This is a genomic window from Aquipseudomonas guryensis (genome assembly GCF_014164785.1).
Classification (GTDB): domain Bacteria; phylum Pseudomonadota; class Gammaproteobacteria; order Pseudomonadales; family Pseudomonadaceae; genus Aquipseudomonas; species Aquipseudomonas guryensis.
In genome coordinates this window covers 527,639-553,998 of record NZ_JACJFN010000002.1, presented here as the reverse complement: position 1 = coordinate 553,998, position 26,360 = coordinate 527,639, and the positions used below count along the sequence as shown (strand labels likewise).

General features: G+C 60.9%; 25 protein-coding genes. 4 read left to right on the top strand and 21 right to left on the bottom strand.

Features of this window, described 5'->3' with window-relative positions:
• Window positions 1–11: 11 nt before the first annotated feature.
• The 20 genes from H3H45_RS10300 to H3H45_RS10205 all read right to left on the bottom strand — a co-directional run bounded on the left by H3H45_RS10300 (window position 12) and on the right by H3H45_RS10205 (window position 21,966).
• On the bottom strand, window positions 12–776 hold the full coding sequence (locus tag H3H45_RS10300; protein ID WP_182833634.1) for a cephalosporin hydroxylase family protein: 765 nt from the start codon (window positions 774–776) through the stop codon (window positions 12–14).
• 20 nt (window positions 777–796) lie between these two features.
• Window positions 797–1,699, bottom strand: coding sequence for an NAD-dependent epimerase/dehydratase family protein (locus H3H45_RS10295; RefSeq protein WP_182833633.1), 903 nt, complete (start codon window positions 1,697–1,699; stop codon window positions 797–799).
• The gene (locus tag H3H45_RS10290; RefSeq protein WP_182833632.1) at window positions 1,699–2,922 is read right to left on the bottom strand and encodes a class I SAM-dependent methyltransferase; all 1,224 of its coding nucleotides are present in this window, start codon (window positions 2,920–2,922) and stop codon (window positions 1,699–1,701) included. The genes H3H45_RS10295 and H3H45_RS10290 overlap by 1 nt, the downstream gene beginning before the upstream one ends.
• On the bottom strand, window positions 2,919–3,479 hold the full coding sequence (locus H3H45_RS10285) for a dTDP-4-dehydrorhamnose 3,5-epimerase family protein (protein WP_182833631.1): 561 nt from the start codon (window positions 3,477–3,479) through the stop codon (window positions 2,919–2,921). The genes H3H45_RS10290 and H3H45_RS10285 overlap by 4 nt, the downstream gene beginning before the upstream one ends.
• Window positions 3,476–4,558 carry a CDP-glucose 4,6-dehydratase gene (rfbG, locus tag H3H45_RS10280; RefSeq protein WP_182833630.1) on the bottom strand — a complete coding sequence of 361 codons (1,083 nt, stop codon included), beginning with the start codon at window positions 4,556–4,558 and terminating at the stop codon, window positions 3,476–3,478. Before rfbG ends, H3H45_RS10285 begins: the two co-directional genes overlap by 4 nt.
• Window positions 4,540–5,313 (bottom strand): glucose-1-phosphate cytidylyltransferase, encoded by a 774-nt coding sequence (gene rfbF, locus H3H45_RS10275; protein ID WP_182833629.1) that lies wholly within the window; start codon window positions 5,311–5,313, stop codon window positions 4,540–4,542. Before rfbF ends, rfbG begins: the two co-directional genes overlap by 19 nt.
• Window positions 5,310–8,132, bottom strand: coding sequence for a tetratricopeptide repeat protein (locus H3H45_RS10270; RefSeq protein WP_182833628.1), 2,823 nt, complete (start codon window positions 8,130–8,132; stop codon window positions 5,310–5,312). The genes rfbF and H3H45_RS10270 overlap by 4 nt, the downstream gene beginning before the upstream one ends.
• 133 nt (window positions 8,133–8,265) lie before the next feature.
• A complete protein-coding gene (locus tag H3H45_RS10265; RefSeq protein WP_235983569.1) occupies window positions 8,266–9,954 on the bottom strand; it encodes a flagellar hook-associated protein 3 in 1,689 nt (562 codons plus the stop codon).
• A 15-nt stretch (window positions 9,955–9,969) separates the two neighbouring features.
• A complete protein-coding gene (gene flgK / locus H3H45_RS10260; protein ID WP_182833627.1) occupies window positions 9,970–12,033 on the bottom strand; it encodes a flagellar hook-associated protein FlgK in 2,064 nt (687 codons plus the stop codon).
• Window positions 12,034–12,042: 9 nt separating this feature from the next.
• Window positions 12,043–13,227: a flagellar assembly peptidoglycan hydrolase FlgJ gene (flgJ, locus tag H3H45_RS10255; RefSeq protein ID WP_182833626.1), complete on the bottom strand. Its 1,185-nt coding sequence runs from the start codon at window positions 13,225–13,227 to the stop codon at window positions 12,043–12,045.
• 11 nt (window positions 13,228–13,238) lie between these two features.
• Window positions 13,239–14,339 carry a flagellar basal body P-ring protein FlgI gene (locus tag H3H45_RS10250; protein ID WP_182833625.1) on the bottom strand — a complete coding sequence of 367 codons (1,101 nt, stop codon included), beginning with the start codon at window positions 14,337–14,339 and terminating at the stop codon, window positions 13,239–13,241.
• 14 nt (window positions 14,340–14,353) lie between these two features.
• Complete coding sequence (gene flgH / locus H3H45_RS10245; protein ID WP_182833624.1) at window positions 14,354–15,067, bottom strand: flagellar basal body L-ring protein FlgH; 714 nt, start codon at window positions 15,065–15,067, stop codon at window positions 14,354–14,356.
• 64 nt (window positions 15,068–15,131) lie between these two features.
• Complete coding sequence (gene flgG / locus H3H45_RS10240) at window positions 15,132–15,917, bottom strand: flagellar basal-body rod protein FlgG (RefSeq protein WP_182833623.1); 786 nt, start codon at window positions 15,915–15,917, stop codon at window positions 15,132–15,134.
• Between the two features lie 45 nt (window positions 15,918–15,962).
• Window positions 15,963–16,706 carry a flagellar basal body rod protein FlgF gene (locus H3H45_RS10235; RefSeq protein ID WP_182833622.1) on the bottom strand — a complete coding sequence of 248 codons (744 nt, stop codon included), beginning with the start codon at window positions 16,704–16,706 and terminating at the stop codon, window positions 15,963–15,965.
• Window positions 16,707–16,909: 203 nt separating this feature from the next.
• Entirely contained in the window at window positions 16,910–18,313 is a 1,404-nt protein-coding gene (gene flgE / locus H3H45_RS10230) for a flagellar hook protein FlgE (protein ID WP_182833621.1), read from the bottom strand.
• Window positions 18,314–18,357: 44 nt separating this feature from the next.
• Window positions 18,358–19,026: a flagellar hook assembly protein FlgD gene (flgD, locus tag H3H45_RS10225; RefSeq protein WP_182833620.1), complete on the bottom strand. Its 669-nt coding sequence runs from the start codon at window positions 19,024–19,026 to the stop codon at window positions 18,358–18,360.
• A gap of 22 nt (window positions 19,027–19,048) precedes the next feature.
• Window positions 19,049–19,492 (bottom strand): flagellar basal body rod protein FlgC, encoded by a 444-nt coding sequence (flgC, locus tag H3H45_RS10220; protein WP_182833619.1) that lies wholly within the window; start codon window positions 19,490–19,492, stop codon window positions 19,049–19,051.
• A gap of 14 nt (window positions 19,493–19,506) precedes the next feature.
• Window positions 19,507–19,914: a flagellar basal body rod protein FlgB gene (gene flgB / locus H3H45_RS10215; RefSeq protein ID WP_182833618.1), complete on the bottom strand. Its 408-nt coding sequence runs from the start codon at window positions 19,912–19,914 to the stop codon at window positions 19,507–19,509.
• 247 nt (window positions 19,915–20,161) lie between these two features.
• Complete coding sequence (gene cheR, locus H3H45_RS10210) at window positions 20,162–20,989, bottom strand: protein-glutamate O-methyltransferase CheR (RefSeq protein WP_182833617.1); 828 nt, start codon at window positions 20,987–20,989, stop codon at window positions 20,162–20,164.
• Window positions 20,990–21,033: 44 nt separating this feature from the next.
• The gene (locus tag H3H45_RS10205) at window positions 21,034–21,966 is read right to left on the bottom strand and encodes a chemotaxis protein CheV (protein WP_182833616.1); all 933 of its coding nucleotides are present in this window, start codon (window positions 21,964–21,966) and stop codon (window positions 21,034–21,036) included.
• Window positions 21,967–22,046: 80 nt separating this feature from the next.
• Between H3H45_RS10205 and flgA the strand changes: the two genes are divergently transcribed.
• The 4 genes from flgA (at window position 22,047) to H3H45_RS10185 (ending at window position 24,617) form a co-directional block, all read left to right on the top strand.
• Window positions 22,047–22,805, top strand: coding sequence for a flagellar basal body P-ring formation chaperone FlgA (flgA, locus tag H3H45_RS10200; RefSeq protein WP_182833615.1), 759 nt, complete (start codon window positions 22,047–22,049; stop codon window positions 22,803–22,805).
• Between the two features lie 133 nt (window positions 22,806–22,938).
• On the top strand, window positions 22,939–23,277 hold the full coding sequence (gene flgM / locus H3H45_RS10195) for a flagellar biosynthesis anti-sigma factor FlgM (protein ID WP_182833614.1): 339 nt from the start codon (window positions 22,939–22,941) through the stop codon (window positions 23,275–23,277).
• A 49-nt stretch (window positions 23,278–23,326) separates the two neighbouring features.
• Window positions 23,327–23,794 carry a flagella synthesis protein FlgN gene (locus H3H45_RS10190; RefSeq protein ID WP_182833613.1) on the top strand — a complete coding sequence of 156 codons (468 nt, stop codon included), beginning with the start codon at window positions 23,327–23,329 and terminating at the stop codon, window positions 23,792–23,794.
• 85 nt (window positions 23,795–23,879) lie between these two features.
• Window positions 23,880–24,617 carry a flagellar brake protein gene (locus tag H3H45_RS10185; protein WP_182833612.1) on the top strand — a complete coding sequence of 246 codons (738 nt, stop codon included), beginning with the start codon at window positions 23,880–23,882 and terminating at the stop codon, window positions 24,615–24,617.
• A 317-nt stretch (window positions 24,618–24,934) separates the two neighbouring features.
• Here the strand turns inward: H3H45_RS10185 and H3H45_RS10180 are convergent, their stop codons facing one another.
• Window positions 24,935–26,278, bottom strand: a complete 1,344-nt coding sequence (locus H3H45_RS10180; RefSeq protein WP_182833611.1) for a glutamine synthetase family protein — start codon at window positions 26,276–26,278, stop codon at window positions 24,935–24,937.
• Between the last annotated feature and the right edge of the window lie 82 nt (window positions 26,279–26,360).

The following is a 26,360-nucleotide window of genomic DNA, read 5'->3' as shown; positions in this document are numbered from 1 at the left end:
CATTTATCTGCTTAGACCCGTTTCAGCCAGGCATCCGGCCAGTGGGTAATGTTCTTGCTCAGGGTACTTTCATTGAACGGCCAGGCCGGCTGCTCGATGATGAACTGCGGATTAGCCGCAGCAAAATCGATAGCGGCGTTAGACGGGTTGTCAGTGCCCCAGTCCTTGCCGGCACGTGGCACATCCTTGACTTCCTTCATCACCCCATCGGTAGAGACGATGTAGGAACCCGGAGTCACCAGCGGCGAATACAGGCGCAGTTCTTCAGCCACATGGGCATAGGTGTGGTTGGAGTCGAGGATGACCAGCACCGTTTCCCCTGGCTTGATCAGCGACTTGACCTGCGCCACCACATCATCGGCAACCGAGCTGCCTTCGATCAGGGTCAGATAGCTGAACAGCTCGTGTTCCTCGATAGCCTTGCGGTTGTGCGGACGGATTTCGATATCGATACCGATCACCCGGCCCTTGCCCATGGCCTGGAACAGGCTGGCGTAATAGATCAGGGAGCCACCGTGGGCCACACCGGTCTCGACTATCACGTCCGGCTTGACCTTATAGATCACCTCCTGCATGCGGATCATGTCTTCCGGCAGCTGGATTACCGGACGGCCCATCCAGGAGAAGGTATAGGGATACTTCTGGTTCCAGCCGAGGTTGACCCATTGCTGGGACAACAGCTCGAAGGACTCGTCGGTGTATAGATCCAGCTCGCGGACAGCGCCGCCCTCTTCCAGGATCAGCTTCTTGTTATCGGTATCGACTGTCAGTTTCACGTCCTGCTCCTTTCCGAGTATCAAATTCGCCCACGCCACCAGGCGAGGGCATCATCCAAACCGCTGTGTAGATCGAATCGCGGCTGCCAACCGGTTGCCAGCAGGCGCTGGTTATCGGCGATCAGCAGCGGTGGGTCGTTGGCCGCAACCGGAATAGCTCCGAATTGCAGCAGGTGTTCAGCATTCAGCTGCCTGGCCAGATACTCGATGACCTCGCGCAGGCGTATCGGCTGACCACCGCCAATATTGAATGCACCATCGGCATTGCTGTGCATCAGTTGCACCAAAGCCGCGGCGACATCCGCCACATGCAGTAGGTCACGCAGCTGTTCACCATGGGAACAGCGCGCCGGCTCGCCCTTGAGCAGCGCCGCGAGCACAGCCGGCACCAGGCGCCCCGGCGCCTCGTATGGCCCATAGGCATGAAAGATTCGCGCCCAGGCCAGTGGTATGCCATGCAGCTGGCCGAACAGCTCGACCAACTCACGGGTGGCATTTTTACAGCGGCCGTAAGGGGTTGCCGGCTGCAGAGGAGTTTCATACTCCCGGCAGACGCCCTCGCCACTCCACTCGTACTCGGCGCAGCTGCCGACCAGCACAGCCTGCTCGCCGCCAGTGCGCTGAAAAACCTCCAACAGCTCCAGGGTCGCGCGCACCCAGGCGATATTCTCCGGCGAGGTCCAGTACACCCCGGGTTTGGCGCACCAGGCCAGGTGCAGCAATCGCGTCGGACGTACCGTCTCGATCAACGCGGAAGGCGTGCCGGGCTCAAGCAGGTCGACCTGATGCACACCCGCAAGCGCCCTACCCTCCAGTGTTTGGCGGCCACAGGCGGCATGCACCTCATGCCCCGCCGCCGCCAGCTGTTCGACCACCTGACGACCGACGAAGCCATTGGCTCCGGTGACCAGCACTCGCGCCATCAGAGGCACCGTAACTCGGGAACGGCCACCACAAAACGGCCTCCCCAGGACGTGACCGCGGCTTGCTGTTCCATCACTTCGGCCAGCAGGTTCCACGGCAACACCAGTACATAATCCGGCTTCTCGGTGGCAATACGCGCTGGTTCGACAATCGGAATGCGGCTACCGGGCAGGAACTTGCCCTGTTTGTGTGGATTGGCATCGGCCACCCAAGCCAACAAGTCGCCACGCACGCCGGCGTAGTTGAGCAGCGTGTTGCCCTTGGCCGCCGCACCATAACCCACCACCTTCTTGCCCTCGGCTTTGGCCTTGAGCAGGAAGCGCAGCAGCTCGTGCTTGATGTGCTCGGCGGCCGGTGCCAGGCTGGCGTAATAGCTGGCAGTCTTCACCCCGCTCGCCTCCTCGTGCGCCAGCATGGCAGCGACCGTCGCAGCAACTGGACGCTCGCCAGCAGCACGCTGGGCGAATACCCGCAGCGAACCGCCATGGGTCGACAGCTCTTCGACGTCGAACACAGCCAGGCCATTACGCGCGCAGAGTGCCTGCACGGCGGTCAGCGATAGATATGAATAGTGCTCATGGTAAAGCGTGTCGAACTGGTGTTCGGCCATCAGCCGCAGCAAATGGGGAAACTCGAAAGTCACCACGCCGGTGGGCTTGAGCAGCGCGGCGAAACCCTTGAGAAAATCGTTGATGTCCGGCACATGGGCCAGCACGTTGTTGGCCGCCATCAGGTCGGCGCTCCAGCCCTCTTCCGCCAGCATGCGAGCAACCGCCTCGCCGAAGAACAGTTCACGGATTTCCAGCCCCTTGTCCCTTGCGGCCCGCGCCGTGCTGGCGGTCGGTTCGATGCCCAGGCAGGGAATGCCGCGCTTGGCCACATACTGCAGCAGGTAGCCATCGTTGGCGGCGATCTCCACCACCCGGCTCTGCGTATCCAGGCCAAAGCGCTCGGTCATGCTCGAAACATAGTTCTCGGCATGCGCCAGCCAACTGCTGGAGAACGAGCTGAAGTAGGCATAGTCGGCATCGAACAGGCTGTCCGCGGCGCGGTAGTCCTCGGTCTGGACCAGCCAGCAGTCATCGCACACCAGTACCCGCAGTGGCACCCATTGCTCGGCTTGGTTCAGCTGCTCGCGAGTGACATAAGCGTTAGACGGCGGCGCGGTGCCCAGGTCGATCAACGGCAGGTGCAGATGCGCACCGCAGCCTCGGCAGTTCATAGTTGGACTCCTTGGAAACTCTCATCCAGCAGCGGATGGCCGGCATCACGGGCCGACAGGTTCTTGAATGGCAACGGCCAGTCGATGGCCAGACGCGGATCGCTGACGGACAAACCGCCTTCGTGCCCCGGGGTGTAATCGGCGCTGTGCAGATAGAGCAGCTCGGCGTCGTCGCTCAAAGCCTGGAACCCATGGGCAAAGCCCGGCGGCAACAGCAGACTGCGACCATCGCCCGCCTCCAGCCGCTCGGCATGCCAATGCAGGAAGGTCGACGAACCCTGGCGAACGTCCACCGCCACATCCCACACGGCGCCACGCATACAGCTGATCAGCTTGCTCTCGGCGTGTGGTGGATACTGGAAATGCAGACCCCGTACAGTGCCGCGCTCGCGGGTCAGCGACTGGTTGATCTGCCGAACATGGAACGGTTGGCCGAACAGCTGCAGGCTGCCCTCGCAATACAAGCGGGCGAAACGCCCACGCTCGTCCTGATGCACGCGGTGCTGCAGGACGAACAGCCCGGGCAGTGGCAGCTCGCTCAGTTGCAGCTCGCTCATGCCTGCCCCCAGTAGGTGGCCAGTTGCGCCAGGGTCACCGCGCGCATGTCTTCGCCGCGCCGCCAGGCCAGGTGCCAGTCGAGAGTCTGTTGCAAACAGTCATCCAGCGCCCAGCGTGGCTGCCAGCCGAGCAGCTGACGCGCGCGACTGCTGTCCAAGCGCAGCAAGCCGGCTTCATGCAGCTCACTTGGCTCGATCTGCAGTCCCGGCGCCTGCGGCCAGCGCGCAGCCAGACGCGCCACCACCTCACCGACGTTGCAGGTGTCGCTATCGGCCGGACCGAAGTTCCACGCACCGGCCACGGCCGGCCCCTGTTCGTAAAGCCCCTGGGCCAGTTGCAGGTAACCAGCCAGCGGCTCCAGGGCGTGCTGCCAGGGACGCACGGCCTGCGGGTAACGAAGGGTCACCGGCTCGCCACGCGACCAGGCGGCCAGTACATCCGGTACCAGACGATCCGGGGCAAAATCACCACCACCCAGCACATTGCCGGCGCGTGCCGTGGCCATGGCCAGGCCGTGTTCGACATAGCGAGCCGCGGGAAAATAGGAAGCGGCAAAGGATTGCGCCACCAGCTCACAGCAGGCCTTGCTGCTGCTATAGGGATCATGGCCGCCGAGCGGCTCGTTCTCCCGATAGGGCCAGGCCCACTCGTGGTTGGCATAGACCTTGTCGGTGGTCACCACCACGCAGGCGCGTACACCGCCGACCTGGCGCACGGCCTCGAGCAGATGCAGGGTGCCCATGACATTGCTGGCGTAAGTACCCAGCGGATCGCGGTAACCTTCACGCACCAGCGGCTGTGCCGCCAGATGCAGGACAATCTCCGGGCGTACATCCTGCATCACGTTCAGCAGTGCCGGCAGATCGCGCAGGTCGCCGATGCGACTGTCGATGCCCTCGCCCACCCGCGCCAGTTCGAACAGGCTGGGCTCGGTCGAGGGATCAAGGGCGAAGCCAGTCACCTGAGCGCCCCAGCTCTGCAACCAGAGCGCCAGCCAGCCGCCTTTGAAGCCGGTATGGCCGGTCAGCAGAACCCGCTTGCCCTGCCAGAAGGCCTGATTCAGCTCCACTGTTTCCACGGCGCCTCCCCGCTCTGCCACAGCTGCTCGAGGTAGTTCTTGTCGCGCAGGGTATCCATCGGGTGCCAGAAGCCTTCGTGCTGGTAGGCCATCAGCTGGCCTTCGCTGGCCAACTGGTCCAGCGGCTCGGCTTCCCAGGTGGTCGCATCCTTGTCGATATAGGGCAGCACCTTGGGTGACAGGACGAAGAAGCCGCCATTGATCCAGCCGCCATCGCCACGCGGTTTCTCGACGAAACCGGTGACTTGGTCACCTTCGCGGGCCAAGGCACCGTAACGCCCCGGCGGCTGCACGGCGGTGACCGTGGCGTACTTGCCATGTTGCTTGTGGAAGGCCACCAGGGCAGCAATGTCCAGATCGGACACGCCGTCACCGTAGGTGAAGCAGAAGGCCTCATCCTGCTCAAGGAAGCGCCCGACCCGGCGCAGGCGCCCGCCAGTCATGGTCTCTTCGCCGGTGTCGACCAGGGTCACGCGCCACGGCTCGCTGTAGTTCTGGTGCACTTCCATCTGATTGCTGCGCATGTCGAAGGTGACATCCGAGGTATGTAGAAAGTAGTTGGCGAAGAAATCCTTGATCGCATAGCCCTTGTAGCCCAGGCAGATGACGAAGTCCTGGATACCGTGGGCGGAGTACTGCTTCATGATGTGCCAGAGGATCGGCTTGCCGCCGATCTCGATCATCGGTTTGGGCTTGAGGTGCGATTCCTCGCTGATCCGGGTACCCAGGCCGCCGGCCAGGATCACTGCTTTCATTGTTGTTCTCCTTGTTCGCAGTAGCGTTGCCACATCTGCTGGTAAGTCTGCTCCATACGCCGGGCAAAATCAGCGCCATCGCACAGGGCCGAGGCTCGCATCTCTTCACGCAAGCCCTGACGTATTTCGGCCAGCCGCACGGAGTCTGCCGCCAGCTCAACCAGTTTCGCCAGGTACTCCTCCTCGCTGTCGGTACACCACTCGCCGCGCCCCACTCCGTGCAGAATCAGCGCGCCGACACGGCCCATGGAGGGCCTATCGCGCAGCGTGACGACCGGCAAGCCCATCCACAGGCTCTCGTAGAGCGTGGTGCCGGAGTTATGCGGGAAACAGTCCAGGGCAATATCCATCTTGCCCAATGCATCCCAGACCGGCGAGGTATAGCCGAATTCCAGGCGAGAGGCGTCAATGCCCTGCTCGGCGAACTTGTGCCGATAGTGCTCGCACAGGCCGGCGTCATCGAAGGCGCTGCTGTCGAGGATCAGACGCGAGTTGGCAACGCGCTTGAGCAGCTCAGACCAGACACGAATCACCCGATGATTGAGGCGTACCGGCCGAGTCAGACTCCCGAAAGTGATGAAGCCGTTGCTTTGCGCCGGCAGGGGCGAAACTTCCGGCAGCATCGCGTTGGGCATATAGGCCACCGCCGGGCCGGGCATGCGCCAGAGCTGTTCGGCGAACGCGTTCTCGCAGCCTGGAGGCAGCATCTGCTCATCGGCGAGGAAGTAATCCACCGCCTTCAATCCGGTACCGAAGGCGAAGCCCATCCACCAGCTGACTTGTACGGGCGCCGGCTTCAGCGCCAGGCAGGCCAGACCATTGTTGGCCGTGTGCCCGGCAAGGTCGATCAGAATATCGATCCGGTCCGCGCGTATCTGCTCGGCGACCAGCTCATTACTCAGGCCGACACAGTGCCGCCAATGATCGGCATAGCCCATGAAACGCTCGGTGACCTGATCCTCCAGGCGCACCAGCGAGTAGGCAAATACCTCGACCTTGTGATGATCGTGGTTACGCATCAGCGGCTCGATGAAGAGCGCACAAACGTGGTGGCGAAAGTCTGGCGAAATGTAACCGATGCGCAGCCTGCGCTTGGGCTCCAGGCTATTGGCATAATCGAAGTAGCGGCGCTTGGGGTAGAAACGCTCGATGATGTCCTGGTAGATGGCGAAGACCTGCTCGCCGCTCCAGTCTGCGTGATAGTTGGCGAAAAAGAAGGTGTTGGTGCGCGCCTGGGCGGTATCCAGCACGTCCCGCAACAGCTCGATGGCGCGATCCAGATTACCGAAGTTGGCCTCGACCCCCGCCAGATTGATCAGCACCGGCCGGTAATCCGGTGCCACGTCGAGAGCCTTCTGGTAGGCCTCGCGCGCCTCGCTGATGCGCTTGGCGGCGCTGAGAATGTTCCCGAGGTTGTTCCATAGGTTGGGCTCTCGGCCATTCAAGCTGATCCCCACATGCATGACCCGCTCGGCCTCATCGAGCAGCCGCGCATCCAGGTAGGTGTTGGCCAGGTTGTTCCAGGCCTCGGCCTGATCTGGGGTAATCGCCAATGCGCGCATGAAGCAACCCTCGGCCTCATGCTGGCGCCCTACCGAATGGTAGACCCCGCCGAGCATGTTCCAACCCACCTGGTAGTCGGGCTTTATCTGCAGGCCGAGCATCAGATGCTCCAATGCACGATGCGGATTCTGCTCGTTCTGGTAGGACTGCCCTATCCAGCACTGCGCCTCATGATGCCGCGGATCGAGAGCCAGGGCCTGCTGAAGATAGCCACGCCCCTCGTCGCCCCGGGCAGCCAGCACGGCGGACATACCGCGGTGGAACCAGGCCGTAGGGTTGTCCGGGCAGCGCTGTGTCCACTCACGCATCAGCAGCGCCTCATCCTGCTCGCGCTGCGACTTGCGCAGGAAGTTGCTCAGGCGCTGCCAGGCCGTGTCGCAAGCGGGGTCGAGGCGCACCAGCTCGCGTAGGGTCGCCTCTGCCGCCGTAGCTTGTCCCTGCCGGGCATAGACCGCGGCCAGCACCAGGCTGGCTCGCCACTGCCCAGGCTGTGCAGCCAGCACGAGTTCGGCCAGACGCTGCGCGGTAGCGACATCGTGGTCCAGCTCCAGATCGGCAAGCGCGGCAGCCACCTCCAGATCATCCGGCCATTCGCGTCGCGCCGACTTGAGCAACGGATAAGCTCGATCACGCTGCCCCAACTGATAGCGAGCCAGGGCCAGCACTAGTTGCTCTCGGGAAGAAAGTGACTCAAGGTCGGAAATCAGGCTGAGAACCTGCTGCCACTCACCGGCGGCATAGGCCTGTTCGATACGCTGCTGAACGAGCTGCTGCGAACTCTTGCGCAGGCAGCACTTCTTGTATTTCAGGCCGCTGCCGCAGAAGCACGGCGCATTGCGCGCGGGCAACACAGCGGGCAGTTGACCGAGGATGTCCAGCTTGGCCTGCAGCTGACCGATCAGTTGCAAGGCTTCGAGAGCCCCAGGATGCTCGGGCTGCAGCGCCAGAACCTGATCGAATGCAGAGATCGCCGCTGGCCAATCCTGCGCCTGCAGGCTGGCCTGACCGAGCTTCATGGCATAGTCGACGTTCTGTGGCTCGAGCTCCAGCAGTTGATCGAAGGCACGCAGGGCGGTGACGCTGTCGTGGCTGGCCAAGGCGGCCTCACCGAGAAGCTGCCAGGCCTCGCGGTCCTTCGGCAGCTGCCGAAGCAACTCACTACAGCAATTGCGGGTGCGGGTGTAATCCCCTTCCTCAAAACCGAGACGTGCCTGTCGGCGAAAAAAATCCACTAGCCACTCGGTATCAACTGACATGCCTGGTCCCGTCAATTTTTCATCACTATTTATGCAAGTTAGCAATTAACAAGCCAAATGGAATCAGAAAAATCAGGGAAGCACGAACCGCGGATAGCCCACATCAGCACTCCGCGGCCTGATACGGTGCCGATCAGCGCAACTGATTGAACAGGTTGAGCCCAGCGATCTTCACATAGCTCTGCTGCGCGGCTTCCAGAATCACGGTCTGGAAGGACAGCCGGGAAAGCGCCTCGGCATAGTCCAGCTCGCTTAGCTCGGCCTGGACGGCCTTGTTGACCAGAGTGACGTCTTCGTTGTCGACCTCGGTGGAATCAACCAGATTCAGGCGGGCACCAATCTCGGTCTGCACCTCCAGGACCTGGCCGATACCGTTGTCCAAGTTGGTCAGGGCGATGGCCACCTCATCGCGGATCGCCAGGTTGCCGACCGTGGTGGTCGGCGACGACTCCAGCGCCTGGCGCAGGCGCGAGATGCTGTTGAGGATGCTGCGCTGCTCTTGGAACTGCGGTTGCACGCCGAACTCGTCACCGGCCGCCGCCGCGGCACTCAGACTGAAGTCCACACCGAACACGCTGACCGTTGCCGGGTAAGGCCCAGGGGCCGAGCCGCTGGCGATCGGCGTACTGCTCGGTCCAACCGGTTGTGAGTAAACGTCGTAGTCACTGGCGTTGGTAAAGCGCAACACCACACCCGAGGTCGGGAACTGCGCGTTGAAAACGGCCTGGTTGGTGATGGTGCCGCCCGTAATCACGGCCGTCGAGGGGTTGGTCGAGGCGCGCGTTACCGCGAACTCGGTGGGTGCCGATTCCAGGGTGAAACTGTGCGTACCGATGCCTGGAGAGCCTGCCACGGCGGGCGGCTGGATATCCGCCAGAAGGTTGTCCAGGTCTTGTTCGTTGTCGCCTTCCTGCAACACCACGTCCAGCTGGAAGCGCATGCCACGGAAGTTGATGACATTGCCGCCGTTGGCCAGCGGATCGATCACTCCGCCCCCCGGAACCTCCGAGGTTACGTCAGCGCCGGCGGCATCATAGATGCGGAACTCGCTACCACTGACAAATGCCAGGGAGTAAGGCTCGCCCGCCCGGAAGATGCTGTTGAAGGCATCATTGTCATTGACCAGCCCCGGCGACATGAAGACACGCTGATCGGCACTCGGCACCGCAGGAATGGTCGTCGCCGGCAATGGCGGTACCTGGCCTGCCAGAGCGGCATTGTCGATGCCGCCGGTACTCAGCACACGGTTGGCATTGGTCACGTCTTCGAACAGGCGCTTGCCGTTGTCGTTGATCGCCACCGTGGTCGAACTGGCCACCTGCAGGCTACGCTGGCCTTCGTCACCGAAATACGAGTAGGTGCCATCCGGATTGCGCACGAACGGCTCGGTCTTGCCGAGAAAACCGGAAAACAGGTATTCGCCGCGGGCGTTACGGCTGTTCATCAGGTTGAGCAATTCGCCCTCGCGCTCGTCCAGTTCCTTGGCGATCGACTTGCGGTCATCGGCAGACAGCGCACCACCACCGGCCTGCACGGCCAGCTCGCGGATACGCTGCAGCACCGTATTGACCGAGTTGAGCGTGGTTTCTTCCTGGGTCAGGCTGTTCTTGGCCGCAGTCAGGTTTTCCTTGTACTGCCCGAGCAACGATTCCTGCTGCTGCAACTGCAGCAGACGCACCGACGCCACCGGGTCGTCCGCCGGAGTCAGGATGCGCTTGCCGCTGCTGATCTGCTCCTGGGTACGGATGACATTGGAGTAGTTGCGACCAATGCCGTTGACACCGTTATTGAAAGCCTGGATGGAAGAAATACGCATGACCATGATGGCAGTCCGGCTTTAGAAGGTGTTGATAAGGGTATCGAACAAGGACCGCGCAACTTGAATGATCTGCGCCGAAGCCTGGTAGTACTGTTCGAATTGAATCAGCTTTGCCGCCTCTTCATCCAGGTTCACCGCCGACACCGAATCTCGGTTGTCGGTCGCCTGTTTGAGGATCGAAGTAGTTGCTTCGCCATCGACCCGCGCCTGGCTGGTCAGGGTGCCGACCCGCTCGACCAGGTCACCGTAGGTATCAGTAAAACTCGTACCAGTGGTCTTGGGGAAGTTCGGGTCGATACCGACGGTCGTCTTGTTCTGCAGATCCGCCAGTTTCAGCGCATTGCGATTGTCGGAAACGCCGTTGGTGTTGAACGAGATGGTGAAGTTGTCACCGGTCTGGGGGCGGCCGCTGATGGTGAAGTCGAAGGTGAAATCATCCGGCGCGATACCGGCGGTAATCTGCTGGGTGTTGTTCTGCCCCGGCACGATAGTGTTGCTGCTGAGCACCGCACCGGTGGTGTCGACCACATCGTAGTCGGTGGTCGAGGTGAACACGATACGCAGCGGCGGCGCGGTACGTAGGCTGTTTTCCAGGGCAGCCTGGGCCACCGGATCGTAGATGTCGATCTGGGTGATCAGGCTCGGCTGGGTGATGGTGCCATTGCCGACATTGGCCGGGCTGGTTTCCGCTTTCAGCGGCGAGGCGAACGCCAGCTCCTGGGGGTTGGTCAGGTCGGAGCGAATGTAGCTGCCTTCGTTGCGGGTCGGCATGATGCGAAAGCGATCGCCGGCCGCGAAGGTGCCGGCTGCCACATTGACCGAGAAGCCATCGAAGACCAGCGGCGTACCGCTGGTGATGTCGTAGGGCGCCGGTGCCGCCACCAGAGGGGTATCCGGATCGGCATCGTCGTCATACAGGGCAGAAACCATCTGGCCGTCGGAAATCCGGCGCACCGTGTATTCGGTGGCACTGGTGAACTCCACTTCGTAGTCACTGGTGGTCAGCGTCGTGGTGTCCTCGATCAGCACGTTCAGGTTGGCCGTGCCGTCACTGTTGCCAATTCGCGCCAGGCTGCGCTGGGTCAACAGGGTCGGATCATTGATATCGCGAAACAGCGGCTCACCGAAATTGCCCTTGAGATCGAGCCCCTGCCCCAGCTGGGTATTGATCTGGTCGGCAACCGAAAGCGCCAGGCGGCCAACCGCATTCAGGGTCTCGTCGAGCACGTCTTCGCGGTAGCGAATCAGCCCGCCCATTTCACCACCGGTGATCAGCGAGGTGATGCCCTGGCGCGAGTTGCCGCTGACGAACTCCACTTCGCTACGCAGGGGGTCCGCGCGCCCTTGCACGACGGCCAACTGCGCAGCCGTTGAACCCACCACCAGCGGCTGGCCGGAGCCGATGAACAGGTTGTAGGTATTGTCATCCTGCGGCACCACGGTGACGCCGATGAACTCGGACAGCTGGCGCACCGCCTCTTCGCGGGCGTCCAGCAGGTCGTTCGGCTGCTGGCCATTGGCACCCGCGATGGCAATGGCATCGTTGTAGCCGGCAATCGAGGTGGCCAGCTGGTTGACCTGATCAGTCACCGCTTCGAGCTGTTTGTTGATGAACGCATTCTGCTCATACAGGCGGTCGTAGATCGTATTGAAACGCTTGGCCAGGCCTTCTGACTCGGACAACACCAACTGCCGCGCCGGGATGTTGGCCGGATCTTCCGCTGCGGTCTGCAGCGCCGCAAAGACCCGCTGCAGCCCCGGCGTAATACCGGTGGTGCTGCTGGCCAGCAACGAATCGAGCTGATTGATCTGGCTCAGATAGGCACTCACATCGCTATTCAGCGCCGTGCTGGTCCGCACCTGGGTGGTAAGGAATTCGTTGTAGATACGCCGCACGTCGACCAGCGTGGTACCCGAACCAATGTAGCCGGCGCCACTGAACTGCGGGATACGCGTGGCCTGGATCGTGTCCTGTCGGGAAAACCCGGGGGTGTTGACGTTGGTGATGTTGTGGCCGGTGACCGCCAGCGAAGTCTTGTTCGCCGAAAGCCCGGACAGGCCAATACTCAGTAGGTCAGCCATAACTCAGCCTCAAGTCCTCGTGGTCGAGCTGTCGACGGCAGCTACAGCTTCATAGGTCTGCATCTTGCGGGCGATCTGGTTAATCTTGCGCGCGTACTGCGGGTCGGTGGCATAACCAGCCTCCTGCAGTTCGCGTACGAAGCTTTCCGGGTTCTCCGTTGAAGCCAGCGCCTCCTGATAACGGCCGTTACTCTGCAGGAAGCTTACATAGTCGTTGAAGCTGTGCTGGAACGACTCATAGGTACGGAACGACGCCGCTTCCTTGACGGCTTTGCCACCCTGATATTCGGTGGTTAGCACCCGCGCTGAATCACCCTGCCAGCCGCCATGAGCCTTGATGCCGAACAGGTTGTGACTGCTGCTGCCGTCCTGCTGGCGGATGATCGACTTGCCCCAACCGGTTTCCAGCGCGGCCTGGGCCACTAGATAACGGGCATCGACGCCAATCTTCTGCGCAGCCTCTTCGGCCATCGGCAGCATGGTAGCGATGAACTCTTCGGCTGAACGGAACGCCGACTTGCCCGGCGCCAGCGGTGGTTGGGCGATACGCCGGCCACTGATGGCATCGCTGTCGGCCAGCTTCAGCGCCTCGCCCTTGGCGACGTTGCCGGGTTGCCCCACCAGCCAGTCGGCGCCCGCCAAGGGCTGCGCCTCGGCCTCGGCGCTGGCCGGGACGATACCGGCCAGCAGACGATCGGTGAGTTTGCTCGGCAGGCTCAGGCGCCGCTGATTGAGCAACGAGGAATCATCGCGTGCAGAGGCTGCCGACTCACTCTTGAAACCTTGCGGGATAGCGGCCGCAGACGCCTGCTCGGCAACCTGGGCAAAAGGATTCGGCCGTGCCCGGTCGCCGCCTTTCATCTTCGACAACTGACGCTCCAGCACATCGGCCAGGCCGATGCCGCCACCGCTCTTCGACATGGTCACGGCCAGCTGCTGGTCGTGCATATCCTGGTAGGTCTTGCTCTCGTTGCTGTTCATGAAGTTGCCTTCGGCGAACACTGCGTTCGCCGAGCGCATGGCCTTCATCATCTCGTTGAGGAACAGCGACTCGAACTCCTGCGCCACCTTCTTGATGTTGCTGTCACTGTCGCCATTAACCTTGAACTGATTGAGCCGGTTCAGGTCGGTGTAGGCACCGCTGTCGTAGGCTTTGCCGCTGACCAGGCCGGCGGCTGCAAGTTTGGAATCCATGGCCGCCTCCTTTAGATCACGATCAGGTCAGCCTGGAGTGCGCCGGCTTGCTTGAGCGCCTCGAGGATGGCCATAAGGTCGGAAGGTGCGGCGCCCACCTGGTTCACCGCACGCACAATTTCATCCAGGGTGGTGCCAGGGCCGAACTTGAACATCGGCTTGGCCTCCTCCACGGCATCGATCTTGGAATTGGGCACCACCGCTGTCTGGCCGCCGGAGAGTGCCTCAGGCTGGCTGACAATCGGGTCTTCGGTGATGGTCACGGTCAGGCTGCCGTGGGTCACTGCCGCCGGTTGCACGCGCACGTTCTGGCCAATGACGATGGTACCGGTGCGCGAGTTGATGATGACCTTGGCTACCGCCTGCCCTGCTTCGACTTCGATGTTTTCCAGCACCGACAGGTAATCGACGCGCTGATTCGGGTCCAGCGGCGCACTGACGCGGATCGAGCCGCCATCGATGGCTTGGGCCACGCCTGGGCCAAGCAGGCCGTTGATCTGGTCGACGATGTTCTTAGCCGTGGTGAAGTCCGGACGATTGAGGTTGAGCGTCAGGCTGTTGCCCTGCTCGAAGCCACTCGGCACCGGCCGTTCCACTGTGGCCCCGGCCGGAATGCGCCCGGCCGACGGCACGTTGACGGTAATACGCGAGCCATCGGCGCCGCCGGCATCGAAGCCACCAACCACCAGATTGCCCTGGGCCACGGCATACACGTTACCGTCGATACCCTTCAGCGGCGCCAGCAGCAAGCTGCCGCCGCGCAGGCTCTTGGCGTTGCCGATCGAGGAAATCGTCACGTCGATGGTCTGCCCAGGCTTGGCGAACGGCGGCAGTTCGGCGTGGATGGAGACCGCTGCGACGTTCTTCAGCTGCACGTTACCGCCACCCGCCGGCACTTTGATGCCGAACTGCGCCAGCATGTTGTTGAAGGTCTGCAGGGTGAACGGCGTCTGCGTGGTCTGGTCGCCGGTGCCGTTGAGGCCGACCACCAGGCCATAGCCGATCAGCTGGTTGGCGCGCACGCCCTGGATGCTGGCCAGGTCCTTCAGGCGCTCGGCCTGCACGGTGCTGGTAGCAAGCAGCAGGCAGAGGGCAGATATCAGTCGCTTCATGATCGGTTACCTGGTCAGAACGGGAACAGCGGGCTCATGAAGAATCGATCGAACCAACCCGGCTGGCTGGCATCGGCGAAGGCGCCAGTGCCTGAGTAGGTGATCCGGGCATTGGCCACACGGGTCGAGGAAACGGTGTTGTCAGTGGCGATATCGTCGGCGCGCACCATACCGGCAATACGCACCAGCTCATCGCCGGTATTCAGGGTCAGCCACTTCTCGCCACGCACGGACAAAATGCCGTTGGGCAGCACCTCGGCGACGGTCACGGTGATCGAGCCGGACAGGCTGTTGCTCTGGTCGGCAGCGCTGTCGCCTTCCGTCTCGCGGGTGCCGCTATAGCTGGCATCCAGACTGAGCCTGGCAGCATCGAGCGGGTTCAAGCCACTGCTGGGGTTATCGACGGACACTCCGCCGCCAAACAGGGAGGTCAGACCGATGCTGGTGCTACTGTCTTTGCCCATCTTCGAACCGGCTGATTTGCTTGCCTGGGTCTTCTCGCTGAGGGTGATGGTGATGATGTCGCCCACCCGATAGGCCTTACGGTCGTCATACAGATTGGTTTCAAAACCCGCCTGATAGATCGCGCCATTGGTTTGCGCCGCCGGCAGCGGCGTACGCGGCAGCACCGGGGCATAGTAAGGGTCATCCGGCTTCGGTGGTGGCGACACACAGCCACTCAGGGCGGTGACGCTCAGCACGGTAAGAAAAATCATCAGCCGGTTCATAACCACTACCTCACGGCGTTCGTGTTGCTTCAGGCAATCAGCAGGCCAGGCCTGCTATCGCGCGTTAAAGATTCTGGGTAATAAAGGACAGCATCTGGTCAGCGGTGGAGATGACCTTGGAGTTCATCTCGTAGGCACGCTGGGTGGTGATCATGTTCACCAGTTCCTCGACCACGCTGACGTTGGAGTTTTCCAGGGTGTTCTGCAGCATCACGCCGAGGCCAGTCAGGCCGGGGGTACCGACTTGCGGTGCACCGCTTGCCGCGGTTTCCAGGAACAGGTTGTTGCCGATAGCCTGCAGGCCCGCCGGGTTGACGAAGTCGGCAGTCTGGATATTGCCAATCACCTGCGCCGCCGGGTTGCCGAAGGTGGTGACCGAGACCGTACCGTCTTCACCCACGGTAAAGGTCTGCACCTCAGCCGGCAGCACGATGGCAGGTTCCAGGGCAAAGCCCTGGCTGGTGACAATCTGGCCATCTGAATCCAGGTGAAAACTGCCGTCACGGCTGTAAGAGACAGTGCCGTCCGGCAGCAGGACCTGGAAGAAGCCACGGCCGTTGATGGCCATGTCGAGCGGCTGCTCGGTGGTCTGCAGGCTGCCCTGGGTATGAATCTTCTGGGTGCCGGCAATGCGCACACCGGTACCCAGCTGCAGGCCGGTAGGCAGCTCGCTGTCCTGGCTGGACTGGCCGCCAGGTTGGCGACGGATCTGGTACAGCAAGTCCTCGAACTCGGCGCGATCACGCTTGAACCCGGTGGTCGAGACGTTCGCCAGGTTGTTGGAAATGGTGGTCAGGTTCATGTCCTGAGCGGACAGGCCGGTTTTGCTGACCCAGAGTGCCGGAAGCATAGCGTTCTCCTCGAGTGCCGGTTTTCCGGCACTGCGCGTTGGTAATTAGCTGAGTTGCATGACCCGTGCCATGGCGGTAGCGCCTTCCTCGGCGGTACGCATCATCTTCACGTGCAGTTCAAACTGGCGGGACAGCGAGAGGATCGCCGTCATCTCTTCCACGGCATTGACGTTGCTGGCTTCGAGAAAGCCGGACGTTACACGTACGTTGGCATCGGCCAGCTGCGGCTGGGTGGCGTCCTTGAGGCGGATCAGGCCGTCGGTGCCCTTCTCCATGTTCTGCAGATCTGGCTTGACCAGCTTGATGCGGTCAACCTCTGCCATTACGCTCGGCGCCTCGCCGAGGGCACGGATACTGATGGTGCCATCCTGACCGATCTCCACCTTCTGCTCCGGCGGCACGGCAATCGGCCCGCCATTGCCGAGCACCGGCAAACCGTTGCCGGTACGCAGCTGACCCAGAGCATCGATCTGCAAGCTGGCGGTACGGATATAGGCTTCGCTGCCATCGGCAGACTGCACGGCAATCCAGCCCTGACCATCGACGGCCACATCCAGCTCACGTCCGGTTTCCTGCAGGGTGCCCGGCGTGAAGTCGGTGCCGGGGCGCTCGCTCATGGCGTACACCCGCGCCGGGTAGCTCTCGCCGAACACCGGCATGGAACGGGCCTGCTCGAAATCGCGCTGAAAGCCATTGGTGGAAATGTTCGCCAGGTTGTTGGCGTGGGCACGCTGAGCCAGGGTGTTCTGACTGGCACCGGTCATGGCGACGTACAGCATCTTGTCCATGGTGTTCTCCGAGGGTCGGCGCTTGCCGCTCGCTACTCTGTTGCAAGCTATTCAGCAAATGCCGTGCCACACCCGAAAAACAATCATATATCTTTGATTTAAAAAGAATTATTAAATGCATAAAGGCTCCCGAAGGAGCCTTTATGGAAGATAGACGGCGACGGTTTGCCGCTGGCGGCAAGCCGTCGCCCGAGCCACCTCAATCAACGCAGGTTGATGATGGTCTGGGTGATGGCGCTTTCGGTCTCGATGGTCTTGGCGTTGGCCTGGTAGTTGCGCTGCGCCACGATCAGGTTGACCAACTGGTCCGACAGCTCGACGTTGGAGTCCTCCAGTGCACCGGACTGCAGGGCGCCCAGAGTCCCTGAGCGTGGCGTGCCCACTACCGGTTCACCGGATGCAAAGGACTGCACCCAGGCAGTCTTGCCCACCGGCGTCAGCCCTTGCACGTTGGCGAAGTTGGCCAATACCACCTGCCCTTGGACCAGCGACTGACCGTTGGTGTAGCGGGCAAAGATCACCCCGGTGTCGTCGATTTCCAGGCCGGACAGCTGGCCGGTGGTGTAGCCGTTCTGGCTGACGCTGCTGACGGAAAAGGCACTGGCGTTTTGTGTCGTACCACGTGGGTCGAAGGTGATGTTGTCGGTACTGCCCAGGGCGCCGTTCCAAACGAAACCAGTGGGTGAAGCGCCAGTGGTATCGACAGTGGCCGGAATCCAGCCGTCACCAGCAGAACCCGTGGTATCGGAGAGGAAAGTAATTTCGTTGGTCAGCGGGTCGATCGTGTAACCGGTGCCTGCGGTACCGCCCGTGGTGTCGGTAATGCTGCTCAGCTGCCCCGAGGTATCGAACGCAACGTTGAAGGACAGCGGTGTATTCGCCGCATCCTGCGGATTGAGCGGGTTCAGGCCGTCGATCAGCACATGCATGACCCAGGTATTCTGCCCGCCGGAAGCCGCAGTGGCATCGTCCTTGACGAAATACTGGGTCATCACATGGGAGTTGCCCTGGCTGTCATAGATGTTCAGCGAGGTGGACGAGTTGTAGGTCAGCGGATCGGCAGGATCGAAGGTCGGCGCCGCCGAGGTGCCAGCATTGCCGGGGCGCACATTGGTCGAGTTGAGGTTGAACACCTGGGAGATAGTCGAAGTCGCCTGCGGCTGCTGACTGGCCGTCTGGATGCGCAGGTCATCCACAATGCCGTTCTGCAAGTTGCCATTGGCATCCACGGTGTAGCCCTGCAGGCGATAGCCAAAGTTATTGACCATGTAGCCATCACGATCCGTACCGAAGTAACCGGCACGGGTGTAGCTCACCTCACCATTGTTGCTGGTCTGGAAGAAGCCGTTGCCGTTGATCGCCAGGTCCAGCGCATTCTGCGTGTAGTTGATGTTGCCCTGGTTGAACAGCTGCGACACATCCCCAAGCAGCACACCACTGCCTTGCGGGTTGGAACCACTGCCGAGTACCGAGGCGGCATATACGTCTGCAAACTCCGCCCGCGACTGCTTGAAGCCTGCAGTGCCAGCGTTGGCAATGTTATTACCGGTGACGTTGAGATCACTGGTGGCCGCGCGCAAGCCGCTGAGACCGATATTGAAACCCATGGAAGACTCCTTTGCCGTTACTGCCGGCGCTTACGATCTGTGCGTTATTGACCGATGACCTGGACCTGCGACAGCGGCACGCTGCCCAGCCCCGCGAGGTTCAACATCAGCTCACCACCGTTCTGCCCGAGGGTGACGCTGTCGACATTGGCTGGCAGCAAGGTGTACAGCCCCTTGGTTCCGTCGGCGTAGCTAGCCTGCGCCTCGAACTTGTAGGTGCCAGGCGGCATGACCTTGCCGCTGGCATCCTTGCCATCCCACATGAAGCTGACATTGCCGGCGGCCTGCTGACCGAGATTGACGCGATTCACCACAGCGCCTGCGCTGTCATAGACGTTGACGTAGACGTTGCTGCTGGTGACCGGCAGAACCAGGCTGGCCTTGAAGGTTTCAGCGGTATCCACCACGGCCTTGTCGGTCGGCACAATGACCTTGTGTCCGACCAGCGAAGAAGCCTGCAAAGCCTGCGAGGACTGGTAGCCAGACAGCAGCGAACCCATGCTGGTATTCAGCTTCTCGATACCTTCGACCTGGCTGAACTGCGCCAACTGGGCGATGAACTCACCATTGCCCTGCGGCTCCAGCGGATTCTGGTTATTCAATTGAGCCACCAGCAGGTTGAGGAACTCATTCTTGCCAAGCTCCTTGTTCTGGGTGGTGTCCTGCTTGATCTGATATTGATCCAGGGCCGAACTAACGCCACTAACGCTCATGGTCTTGCTCCTCGTTCGCGGCTTACTGGCCCAGGGTCAGTACGCGCTGCATCATCTGCTTGGCGGTATTCATCATTTCCACGTTGGTCTGGAAGGCGCGACTGGCAGAAATCATGTCGGCCATCTCCTCAACCACGTTGACGTTCGGGTAGTACACATAACCTTTCTCATCGGCGGCCGGATGGTTCGGCTCGTAGCGCGGCATCAGGCTGCTCTGATCCTCGACAATGCCCAGCACCTGCACGCCACGCCCCGCTTCGTCCTGCTCGGCGAACAGCGAACCACGATCGCCCTGCATGCTCGATTCGAACACGGTGGCGAATACCGGGTGGCGCGCGCGGTAGGTCTGGTTGATGCTGGAGGACACCGTCTCGGCGTTGGCAATGTTGCTGGAGATGGTGTTCAGGCGAGTGCTCTGCGCGCTCATGCCGGTTCCGGCGATATTGAAGACACTGGCAAGTGACATGTTAGGTATCTCCCTTATTCGCCGCGCAGGGCGCCGACCAGCCCTTTGAATTTGCTGTTGAGCAGGGTGAAGCTGGCCTGGAACTGCACCGCATTCTCGGCGTAGCTGGCTTGCTCCTGCTGCATGTCGACGGTGTTCTGATCAATGGACGGGTGGAACGGGGTACGGAAGCGCAGCGCCGGGTCAGCCAGTTCGATACCCGCAGCCGGGATGTGCTGGCTGTCGGTACGGCTGAGGTTGACCTGCTTGCGCGAGGTCTTGTCATTCTGCTCGGCCAGCACGGCAGCGAAATCCAGATCGCGAGCCCGGTAGTTCGGCGTATCGGCGTTGGCGATATTGTTGGACAGCACCTCTGCGCGCTGGGCGCGGAAACCGAGTGCCTTTTCATGGATACCGAGTGCCTTGTCGAAACTGATGCTCATGACCTTTAACCTTTGCCGGTGGGCGATCTGGCGGTGCTGTGCCAGATATTTAGCAAAGGCTATGCCAATATTTATTTTCCTTATTTATCAATAAATTAGAATAAGTATGGCAATCAAAAGAGCGGCAAGCGGCAAAGCTTTTCCGCTATAGGCAAGGCAAGCGGCAATACCAGACAAGGCGTTTGCCGCCCAAACGAAAACGGGAGGCCAGTGGCCTCCCGTTTATGTCTCGCTAACGCTGCAGGCGTTATTTCACCTTGTAGATGATCCCCGGACTGCACTGCACCATCTGATACAGATCCGGCAGAGCATTCAGCGCCTCGGATGCACCGAGGAACAGATAACCGCCCGGCTTCAGCGTGGCATGGATACGCGTGAGGATGTCCTTCTTCACCTCGGCAGAGAAGTAGATCAGCACGTTACGGCAGAACACGATGTCGAATTTGCCCAGCGCCGCATAGCTTTCCAGCAGGTTAAGCGGACGGAACTCCACGCGACTCTTGATCGGCGCCTTGACGGCCCAACGGCCCGGACCTTTAGGGTCGAAATAACGCTGCAAGCGCTCCTGCGACAACCCGCGCCCCATAGCCAGGCTGTCGTACTCACCCGACTTGCAGTTGCTCAGCATCGACGGCGACAGATCGGTAGCGACAATCTGTACGCCAGCCTTGAGCTGGCCCAGGTTGCTTTTTTCGAACTCATCGATGGTCATCGACAGCGAGTAAGGCTCCTGCCCCGAAGAACAGGCAGCCGACCAGATGCGCAAGCGCTGGTTCGGCGAGGCCTTGATCATCTCCGGCAATACCCGGTTCTTGAGGACTTCGAAGGGGTAGGTATCACGGAACCACAGGGTTTCGTTAGTGGTCATGGCATCGACGACCTGCTCGCGCAGACCACCGCGCGGCTGCGTCTGCATTTTCTGCACAAGCTCGCCAAGCGTCTTGATGCCTTGCTGTTCCATCAGCTTGTTGAGACGGCTGGAAACCAGGTACTGCTTGTTGCTACCCAGTAAAATACCGCACGCCTTCTCCAGGAAGGTCCGGAACTGCTCGAAATCCAAATTGCCTGAAGACACTAATGCCGCCTCACCATACATAGTTACTACCGAAGGCAGCGCCCTCAGCCCCCATCTGCGACACGGATGCGCTCAACCACACGGGAAGCCAGGTCATCCGGGCGGAACTTCGCCAGAAAGTCATCCGCCCCGACCTTCTTCACCATCGCCTGGTTGAACACGCCGGACAGCGAAGTATGCAGAATCACGTGCAGCTTCTGCATCCTTGGATCGGCCCGAATCTCCGCCGTCAGGGTGTAGCCGTCCATTTCCGGCATCTCGATGTCGGAAATCAACATAAGAAACTCTTCTGCCGGATTCTTGCCTTCCTCGACCAGCTTGCGCAGGTAATCGTAGGCCTGGCGTCCATCATTGAGCGCAACCACCTCGACCCCGATGCTTTCCAGGCAACGTGACACCTGCTTGCGCGCCACCGAGGAGTCGTCGCAAATCAGTACTCGCTGCGATACTGCCTTGGCCTGGGTTGCGGTATCCACCACGCCCTCGGATATGGCTTCAGACATGGGCGCGACTTCGGCGAGGATTTTCTCCACGTCGATGATTTCCACCAACTGATTGTCCACACGCGTCACTGCCGTCAGGTAATGGTCGCGCCCGGTGCCCTTGGGTGGCGGATGGATTTCTTCCCAGTTCATGTTGACGATGCGCTCGACCGAACGCACCAGAAAACCCTGAACCTTGGTGTTGTACTCAGTAATGATGACGAAGCTGTTCTTCAGGTCATCCAGCCCGGCACGCCCGGTCGCCATCGACAGATCCATGATCGGGATCGTGCCGCCGCGGATATTGGCCACCCCGCGCACCACCCGACTGGATTTGGGCATGATGGTGAGCTTGGGGCATTGCAGCACCTCCTTCACCTTGAATACGTTGATCCCGTACAACTGCTGCCCCTCAAGACGGAACAGCAGCAACTCCAAACGATTTTGCCCGACTAACTGGGTACGTTGGTTAACCGAGTCCAATACTCCGGCCATGCCCAGACTCCTTTTATTGTATGTAACCGGACGCCTTGCTCTAGCGTAGCAGGCGGCACGAGCCTTGCTTTGCAGTCAGCATGAACGCGATAACGACACTTTCCCGACGCCTGATGGCAAAACGCCGCACTCTTGCTGGAGTTTTACCTGCTTTGTGCCTGCTCGGCTACAGCTCACTGCAGGCCGGGTCTTTCACGCTACCTGAAGAGCTTATCGGCGCCAGCGAAGGCTTTCTTGAGTTCACGGTAGAAGACTATTTAGAGCGTAGCGAAATCCAGGCGCGCTATGAGATTCGTATCAATCCACTCGACCCGCGGTTACGCCTGGCAGCTTGCGACAGTGATTTGACGCAGAGCTTGGAAAGCCCAGTACAACCAGTGGGCCGCGTCACCGTCCGAGTCAGCTGCGAAGGCAGTTCACCCTGGACGGTATTCGTCCCCGCCCAGGTACGCCTGTTCCGTCCTATCGTCGTAGCCACCCGCCCCCTCAAGCGCGATCAGGTACTGGGGCCGGCAGACGTGAGCATGATCGAGCAGGACATCGGCCCTCTCAGCCGAGGCTATCTGACCGACGCAGCGCAGGCCATCGGCAAAAAACTGACACGCCCACTGCAAGCGGATCAGGTTTTGACTCCTGCGAGCCTGGAATTGGCTGAGTCGATTCGCCGTGGTGATCAGGTTGTGATCACCGCACGTAGTGGTACGATCAGTGTACGAATGCCTGGTGAAGCCCTCTCGGATGGGGTTCTTGGCGAGCAGATCAATATTCGCAACCAGCGTTCGCAACGCACAGTCAGGGCTCGCGTAGTGGGGCCTGGGCAGGTTGAGGTAGAAATGTAGGCATGATTCTTGTAGCGCTATTGGCCAAGGGTTTCCTACACTGTTAAGCAACGCACACTAAAGCGCCCTAAAGTTTCGACGGATCCAGCCGACAAGCTTGGCAAGCGTCCAGATACCGTCCGAGGTTTGAATCATGGTTATCGACTTCAACCGGCTGAACAATGCCACCACACCCGCCAATGCAGGGCGGACCGGTAGCACCCAGTCCAGCGGCCGTAACGAAGCCGTAAACAATCAGCCCACTGCCCTGCCAACTGCTGAAGAGCAGGCCAGCACGGCGAAAACCGGCGAGTCCGTACAGCTCAGCCGCGAGGCTCAGCAGTTGCAAAAGGTCAGCGATAAACTGCGCGACCTGCCGACCGTCGACAAAGAACGCGTGGCCAAGCTCAAGCAGGCGATTGCCGAGGGCAGCTACCAGGTCGACAGCCAGCGGGTTGCCGGCAAACTGCTCGATTTCGAATCCCAGCGCTAGTCCCAGGGCTGCGCTGGGGAGACTGGACGCCCAATCCCCAGAGCCAGCGATGCACGACACCAATCTGCTCCAACTTGTCACCGAGGATATCGACAGCGCCCAGCAACTGCTTGAGCTGATCGATGCCGAATACCAGGCCCTGGGTCAACGCGACCTGCCCCGCCTGCAGGAAATCCTCGCCAGCAAACTCCCACTGCTCACCCTTCTGGATCAGCACAGCGCTGCGCGCAGCAAACTTCTGCGCGAACAGCAGCTGAGCGCAGATCGTGCTGGCCTGCAGGCTCTGGCCGCACGCAGCCCGGATGGCGAAGCACTGCTTGCCCGCAGCGACGAACTGAATCAGCTCCTATCCAGCTGCCGCGATGCCAACCAGCGTAATGGCCGCGTGATTCGCGCCAATCAGGCATCGCTGACCAGCGTGCTCGGCATTTTGCGCGGTGGCGAGACACCAGGCCTCTATGACAGTCGTGGCGGGGCCGCTAGAATCGGCCAGCAGCGCCCGCTCAGCCAAGCCTGATCTAACGATTCAGTACGGCAGGACATACCGGCAATATGCCAGTATTCTACTGCCGCAATAATTTGTGCCTGGAGATTTTTGGACCGTGTCCAATGCATTCAACGAGGAAGATGGCCCACAACCTCCCAAGGTGCTCACCGCGCCCCTGGAAGTCTTCGCCAACCTGCGCCTGCTGCAACAGAGCCACGACCCGCTGATCATTACCTTCAAGGATCGCAACCAACGCTTTCAGAGCTACCTGATCGAGGTAAATCGCGAGCGCGGCGTACTGGCTTTCGACGAACTGGTGCCGAATGACGGCGAACGGTTTTTCGCTGCCGGCGAAACCTTTCGCGTTGAGGCCCTCCACGACGGTGTGCGGATTGCCTGGGAATGCGAAGACCCGGTAAAAATTGGCGACCTGCAAGGTGCCCGCTGTTACTGGGGCTATATGCCGGAGCGGATCACCTATCACCAGCGACGCAATGCATTCCGCGCCCACCTCAGCGCCGGCCAGTTGCTCAGCGTAGAACTATCCGGCAGCAAGCTGAGCCCCGCCCTCAAAGGCCAGCTCCTGGACATCTCGGCCACTGGCTGCAAACTGCGCTTCCAAGGCGACATCACCTCGCGCCTGCAACCGGGCCAGGTCTATGAAGGCCTGCGCGTACAATTGCCGTTCGGCGTGATGACCACCTCGGCAGAGTTGCGCCATCTGTACTTCGATGAAAAAACCGGCATGAGCTTTACCGGTATACGCTTCTACCGCATGAGCGGCCTGGAACAGCGCCAGGTCGAGCGCTTCGTCTACCAACTGCAACGCGAGGCCCGCCGCAGCGACGATTAGCAGGCTGTTGAAAAACTGCCTGCGTTGCCATCGCGGCGTTAAAAACAGGCTCACAGCTGAAAGCTGAACGCGCTTTAGCGCGGCCCCGAAGGGGTGAGCGCAGCGAATCAAATGCTCATTTACAGCTCGTAAACTGCGCTTTTGACTCACTACGTTCACCCCTGCGGGCCAGCCTCGGCTGTTACTCCGCGTTGCTCCGTTCCGCCTGTTTTGACCAGCCGGAGGCTGTTACTAACGTAGCGCCTTGCGCTGGCTGTCTCACCAACGTTTTTCAACAGCCTGCCAGCGGCCCCGCACTCAGAGCCGCCAGTCGAAAGCTAGACCTGACCCGCCAGCACGCGACGCTCCCACGGGGTTATCTCATCGAGGAAGCTGCTCAGCTCCAGCGTCTTGCTGGCGATATAGCCTTCGATGAACTCCTGACCAAACCACTCGCGCGCCAACTGGCTGCCTTGCAAGCGCGCCAGGGCAGCATGCAGCGTACACGGCAGACTCTGCCCTTCCGGCACCTCGAACTCCCCCTGAATCGGCGCAGTCGGCTGCACCTGCTCGCGCAGGCCATGCAGCCCGGCAGCCAGGCTCGCAGCCAAGGCCAGATAGGGGTTGGCATCCGCACCCGGCAGACGGTTTTCCACCCGCCGCGCCGCCGGTGCGCTGGCCGGAATGCGCAAGCCCGCCGCCCGGTTGTCATTCGACCAGCAGGCGTTGTTTGGTGACGCATAGGGGTGACAAAAACGCTGGTAGGAATTCACGTTGGGTGCAAACAGCAAGGCAAATTCAGCCAACGCAGCCTGCTGCCCACCGATGAAGTGATAGAAAGCCGGTGTCGCCTCCCCCGCGGCATCGGTGAAGATATTCCGCCCCGCCACCTGCTCGACCACGCTTTGATGGATATGCATCGAGCTGCCTGGCGTATGTGCCAACGGCTTGGCCATGAACACCACATTGAGGCCGTGCTTGAGCCCCACCTCACGCAGCAGGTGTTTGAACAGGAAGGTCTGGTCGGCGATCAGCAAGGCATCGCCATGCAGCAGATTGATCTCGAACTGACTGACGCCCATTTCATGCATGAAGGTATCGCGCGGCAACCCCAAGGCCGCCATACTGCTGTAGATCTCATCGAGGAACGGCCGCAACCCGCTGGCAGATGACACACTGAATGCCGAACAACCACTCTCGCGGCGCCCATCCAGGCCTATAGGGGGCTGAAAAGGCTGCTGAGGGTCGCTGTGCTTGTCGAAGATGAAAAACTCCAGCTCAGTCGCCACCACCGGCTCCCAACCATGCTCGGCATAAGCCGCCAGAACACGCTTGAGCAGGCCACGTGTAGACAAGCCTGAGCTGCGCCCATCCAGCTCGTCCGCATCACAGATCGCCATGGCCCTTGGCGGATTGCTCCAGGGCAAGCGGAACACCCTCTCTGGCGCACTGCTCAGCTGCAGGTCGCCATCATCACTGCCGTAGAAACGGGCCGGCGGGTAACCGCCCATGATGCACTGCAGTAGCACGCCACGGGCCAGCTGCAGCCGACGCCCTTCGAGAAAACCCTCAGCTGTCATGACCTTGCCTCGCGGCACGCCATTCAGGTCCGGGGTTACACATTCAACTTCGTTGATGCCGGTCAAGCGCTCGAGGAGCGAACTGCGGCCGTCGGTGGTCATGACTCTGATCCTTGTTATTCACGGGGCGTGTGTAGTGCACTGCGTACAAAATACGCATCACCCGTTTTAAATATCAAGCACA

What these genes read in the sequence shown, in the direction of transcription:
- H3H45_RS10295 (WP_182833633.1), bottom strand. Translation starts at nt 1,699, where the DNA reads ATGGCGCGAGTGCTGGTCACCGGAGCCAATGGCTTCGTCGGTCGTCAG.
- H3H45_RS10290 (WP_182833632.1), bottom strand. Translation starts at nt 2,922, where the DNA reads ATGAACTGCCGAGGCTGCGGTGCGCATCTGCACCTGCCGTTGATCGAC.
- H3H45_RS10285 (WP_182833631.1), bottom strand. Translation starts at nt 3,479, where the DNA reads ATGAGCGAGCTGCAACTGAGCGAGCTGCCACTGCCCGGGCTGTTCGTC.
- rfbF (WP_182833629.1), bottom strand. Translation starts at nt 5,313, where the DNA reads ATGAAAGCAGTGATCCTGGCCGGCGGCCTGGGTACCCGGATCAGCGAG.
- H3H45_RS10270 (WP_182833628.1), bottom strand. Translation starts at nt 8,132, where the DNA reads ATGTCAGTTGATACCGAGTGGCTAGTGGATTTTTTTCGCCGACAGGCA.
- H3H45_RS10265 (WP_235983569.1), bottom strand. Translation starts at nt 9,954, where the DNA reads ATGGTCATGCGTATTTCTTCCATCCAGGCTTTCAATAACGGTGTCAAC.
- flgK (WP_182833627.1), bottom strand. Translation starts at nt 12,033, where the DNA reads ATGGCTGACCTACTGAGTATTGGCCTGTCCGGGCTTTCGGCGAACAAG.
- flgJ (WP_182833626.1), bottom strand. Translation starts at nt 13,227, where the DNA reads ATGGATTCCAAACTTGCAGCCGCCGGCCTGGTCAGCGGCAAAGCCTAC.
- H3H45_RS10250 (WP_182833625.1), bottom strand. Translation starts at nt 14,339, where the DNA reads ATGAAGCGACTGATATCTGCCCTCTGCCTGCTGCTTGCTACCAGCACC.
- flgH (WP_182833624.1), bottom strand. Translation starts at nt 15,067, where the DNA reads ATGAACCGGCTGATGATTTTTCTTACCGTGCTGAGCGTCACCGCCCTG.
- flgG (WP_182833623.1), bottom strand. Translation starts at nt 15,917, where the DNA reads ATGCTTCCGGCACTCTGGGTCAGCAAAACCGGCCTGTCCGCTCAGGAC.
- H3H45_RS10235 (WP_182833622.1), bottom strand. Translation starts at nt 16,706, where the DNA reads ATGGACAAGATGCTGTACGTCGCCATGACCGGTGCCAGTCAGAACACC.
- flgE (WP_182833621.1), bottom strand. Translation starts at nt 18,313, where the DNA reads ATGGGTTTCAATATCGGTCTCAGCGGCTTGCGCGCGGCCACCAGTGAT.
- flgD (WP_182833620.1), bottom strand. Translation starts at nt 19,026, where the DNA reads ATGAGCGTTAGTGGCGTTAGTTCGGCCCTGGATCAATATCAGATCAAG.
- flgC (WP_182833619.1), bottom strand. Translation starts at nt 19,492, where the DNA reads ATGTCACTTGCCAGTGTCTTCAATATCGCCGGAACCGGCATGAGCGCG.
- flgB (WP_182833618.1), bottom strand. Translation starts at nt 19,914, where the DNA reads ATGAGCATCAGTTTCGACAAGGCACTCGGTATCCATGAAAAGGCACTC.
- H3H45_RS10205 (WP_182833616.1), bottom strand. Translation starts at nt 21,966, where the DNA reads ATGGCCGGAGTATTGGACTCGGTTAACCAACGTACCCAGTTAGTCGGG.
- flgA (WP_182833615.1), top strand. Translation starts at nt 22,047, where the DNA reads ATGAACGCGATAACGACACTTTCCCGACGCCTGATGGCAAAACGCCGC.
- flgM (WP_182833614.1), top strand. Translation starts at nt 22,939, where the DNA reads ATGGTTATCGACTTCAACCGGCTGAACAATGCCACCACACCCGCCAAT.
- H3H45_RS10190 (WP_182833613.1), top strand. Translation starts at nt 23,327, where the DNA reads ATGCACGACACCAATCTGCTCCAACTTGTCACCGAGGATATCGACAGC.
- H3H45_RS10180 (WP_182833611.1), bottom strand. Translation starts at nt 26,278, where the DNA reads ATGACCACCGACGGCCGCAGTTCGCTCCTCGAGCGCTTGACCGGCATC.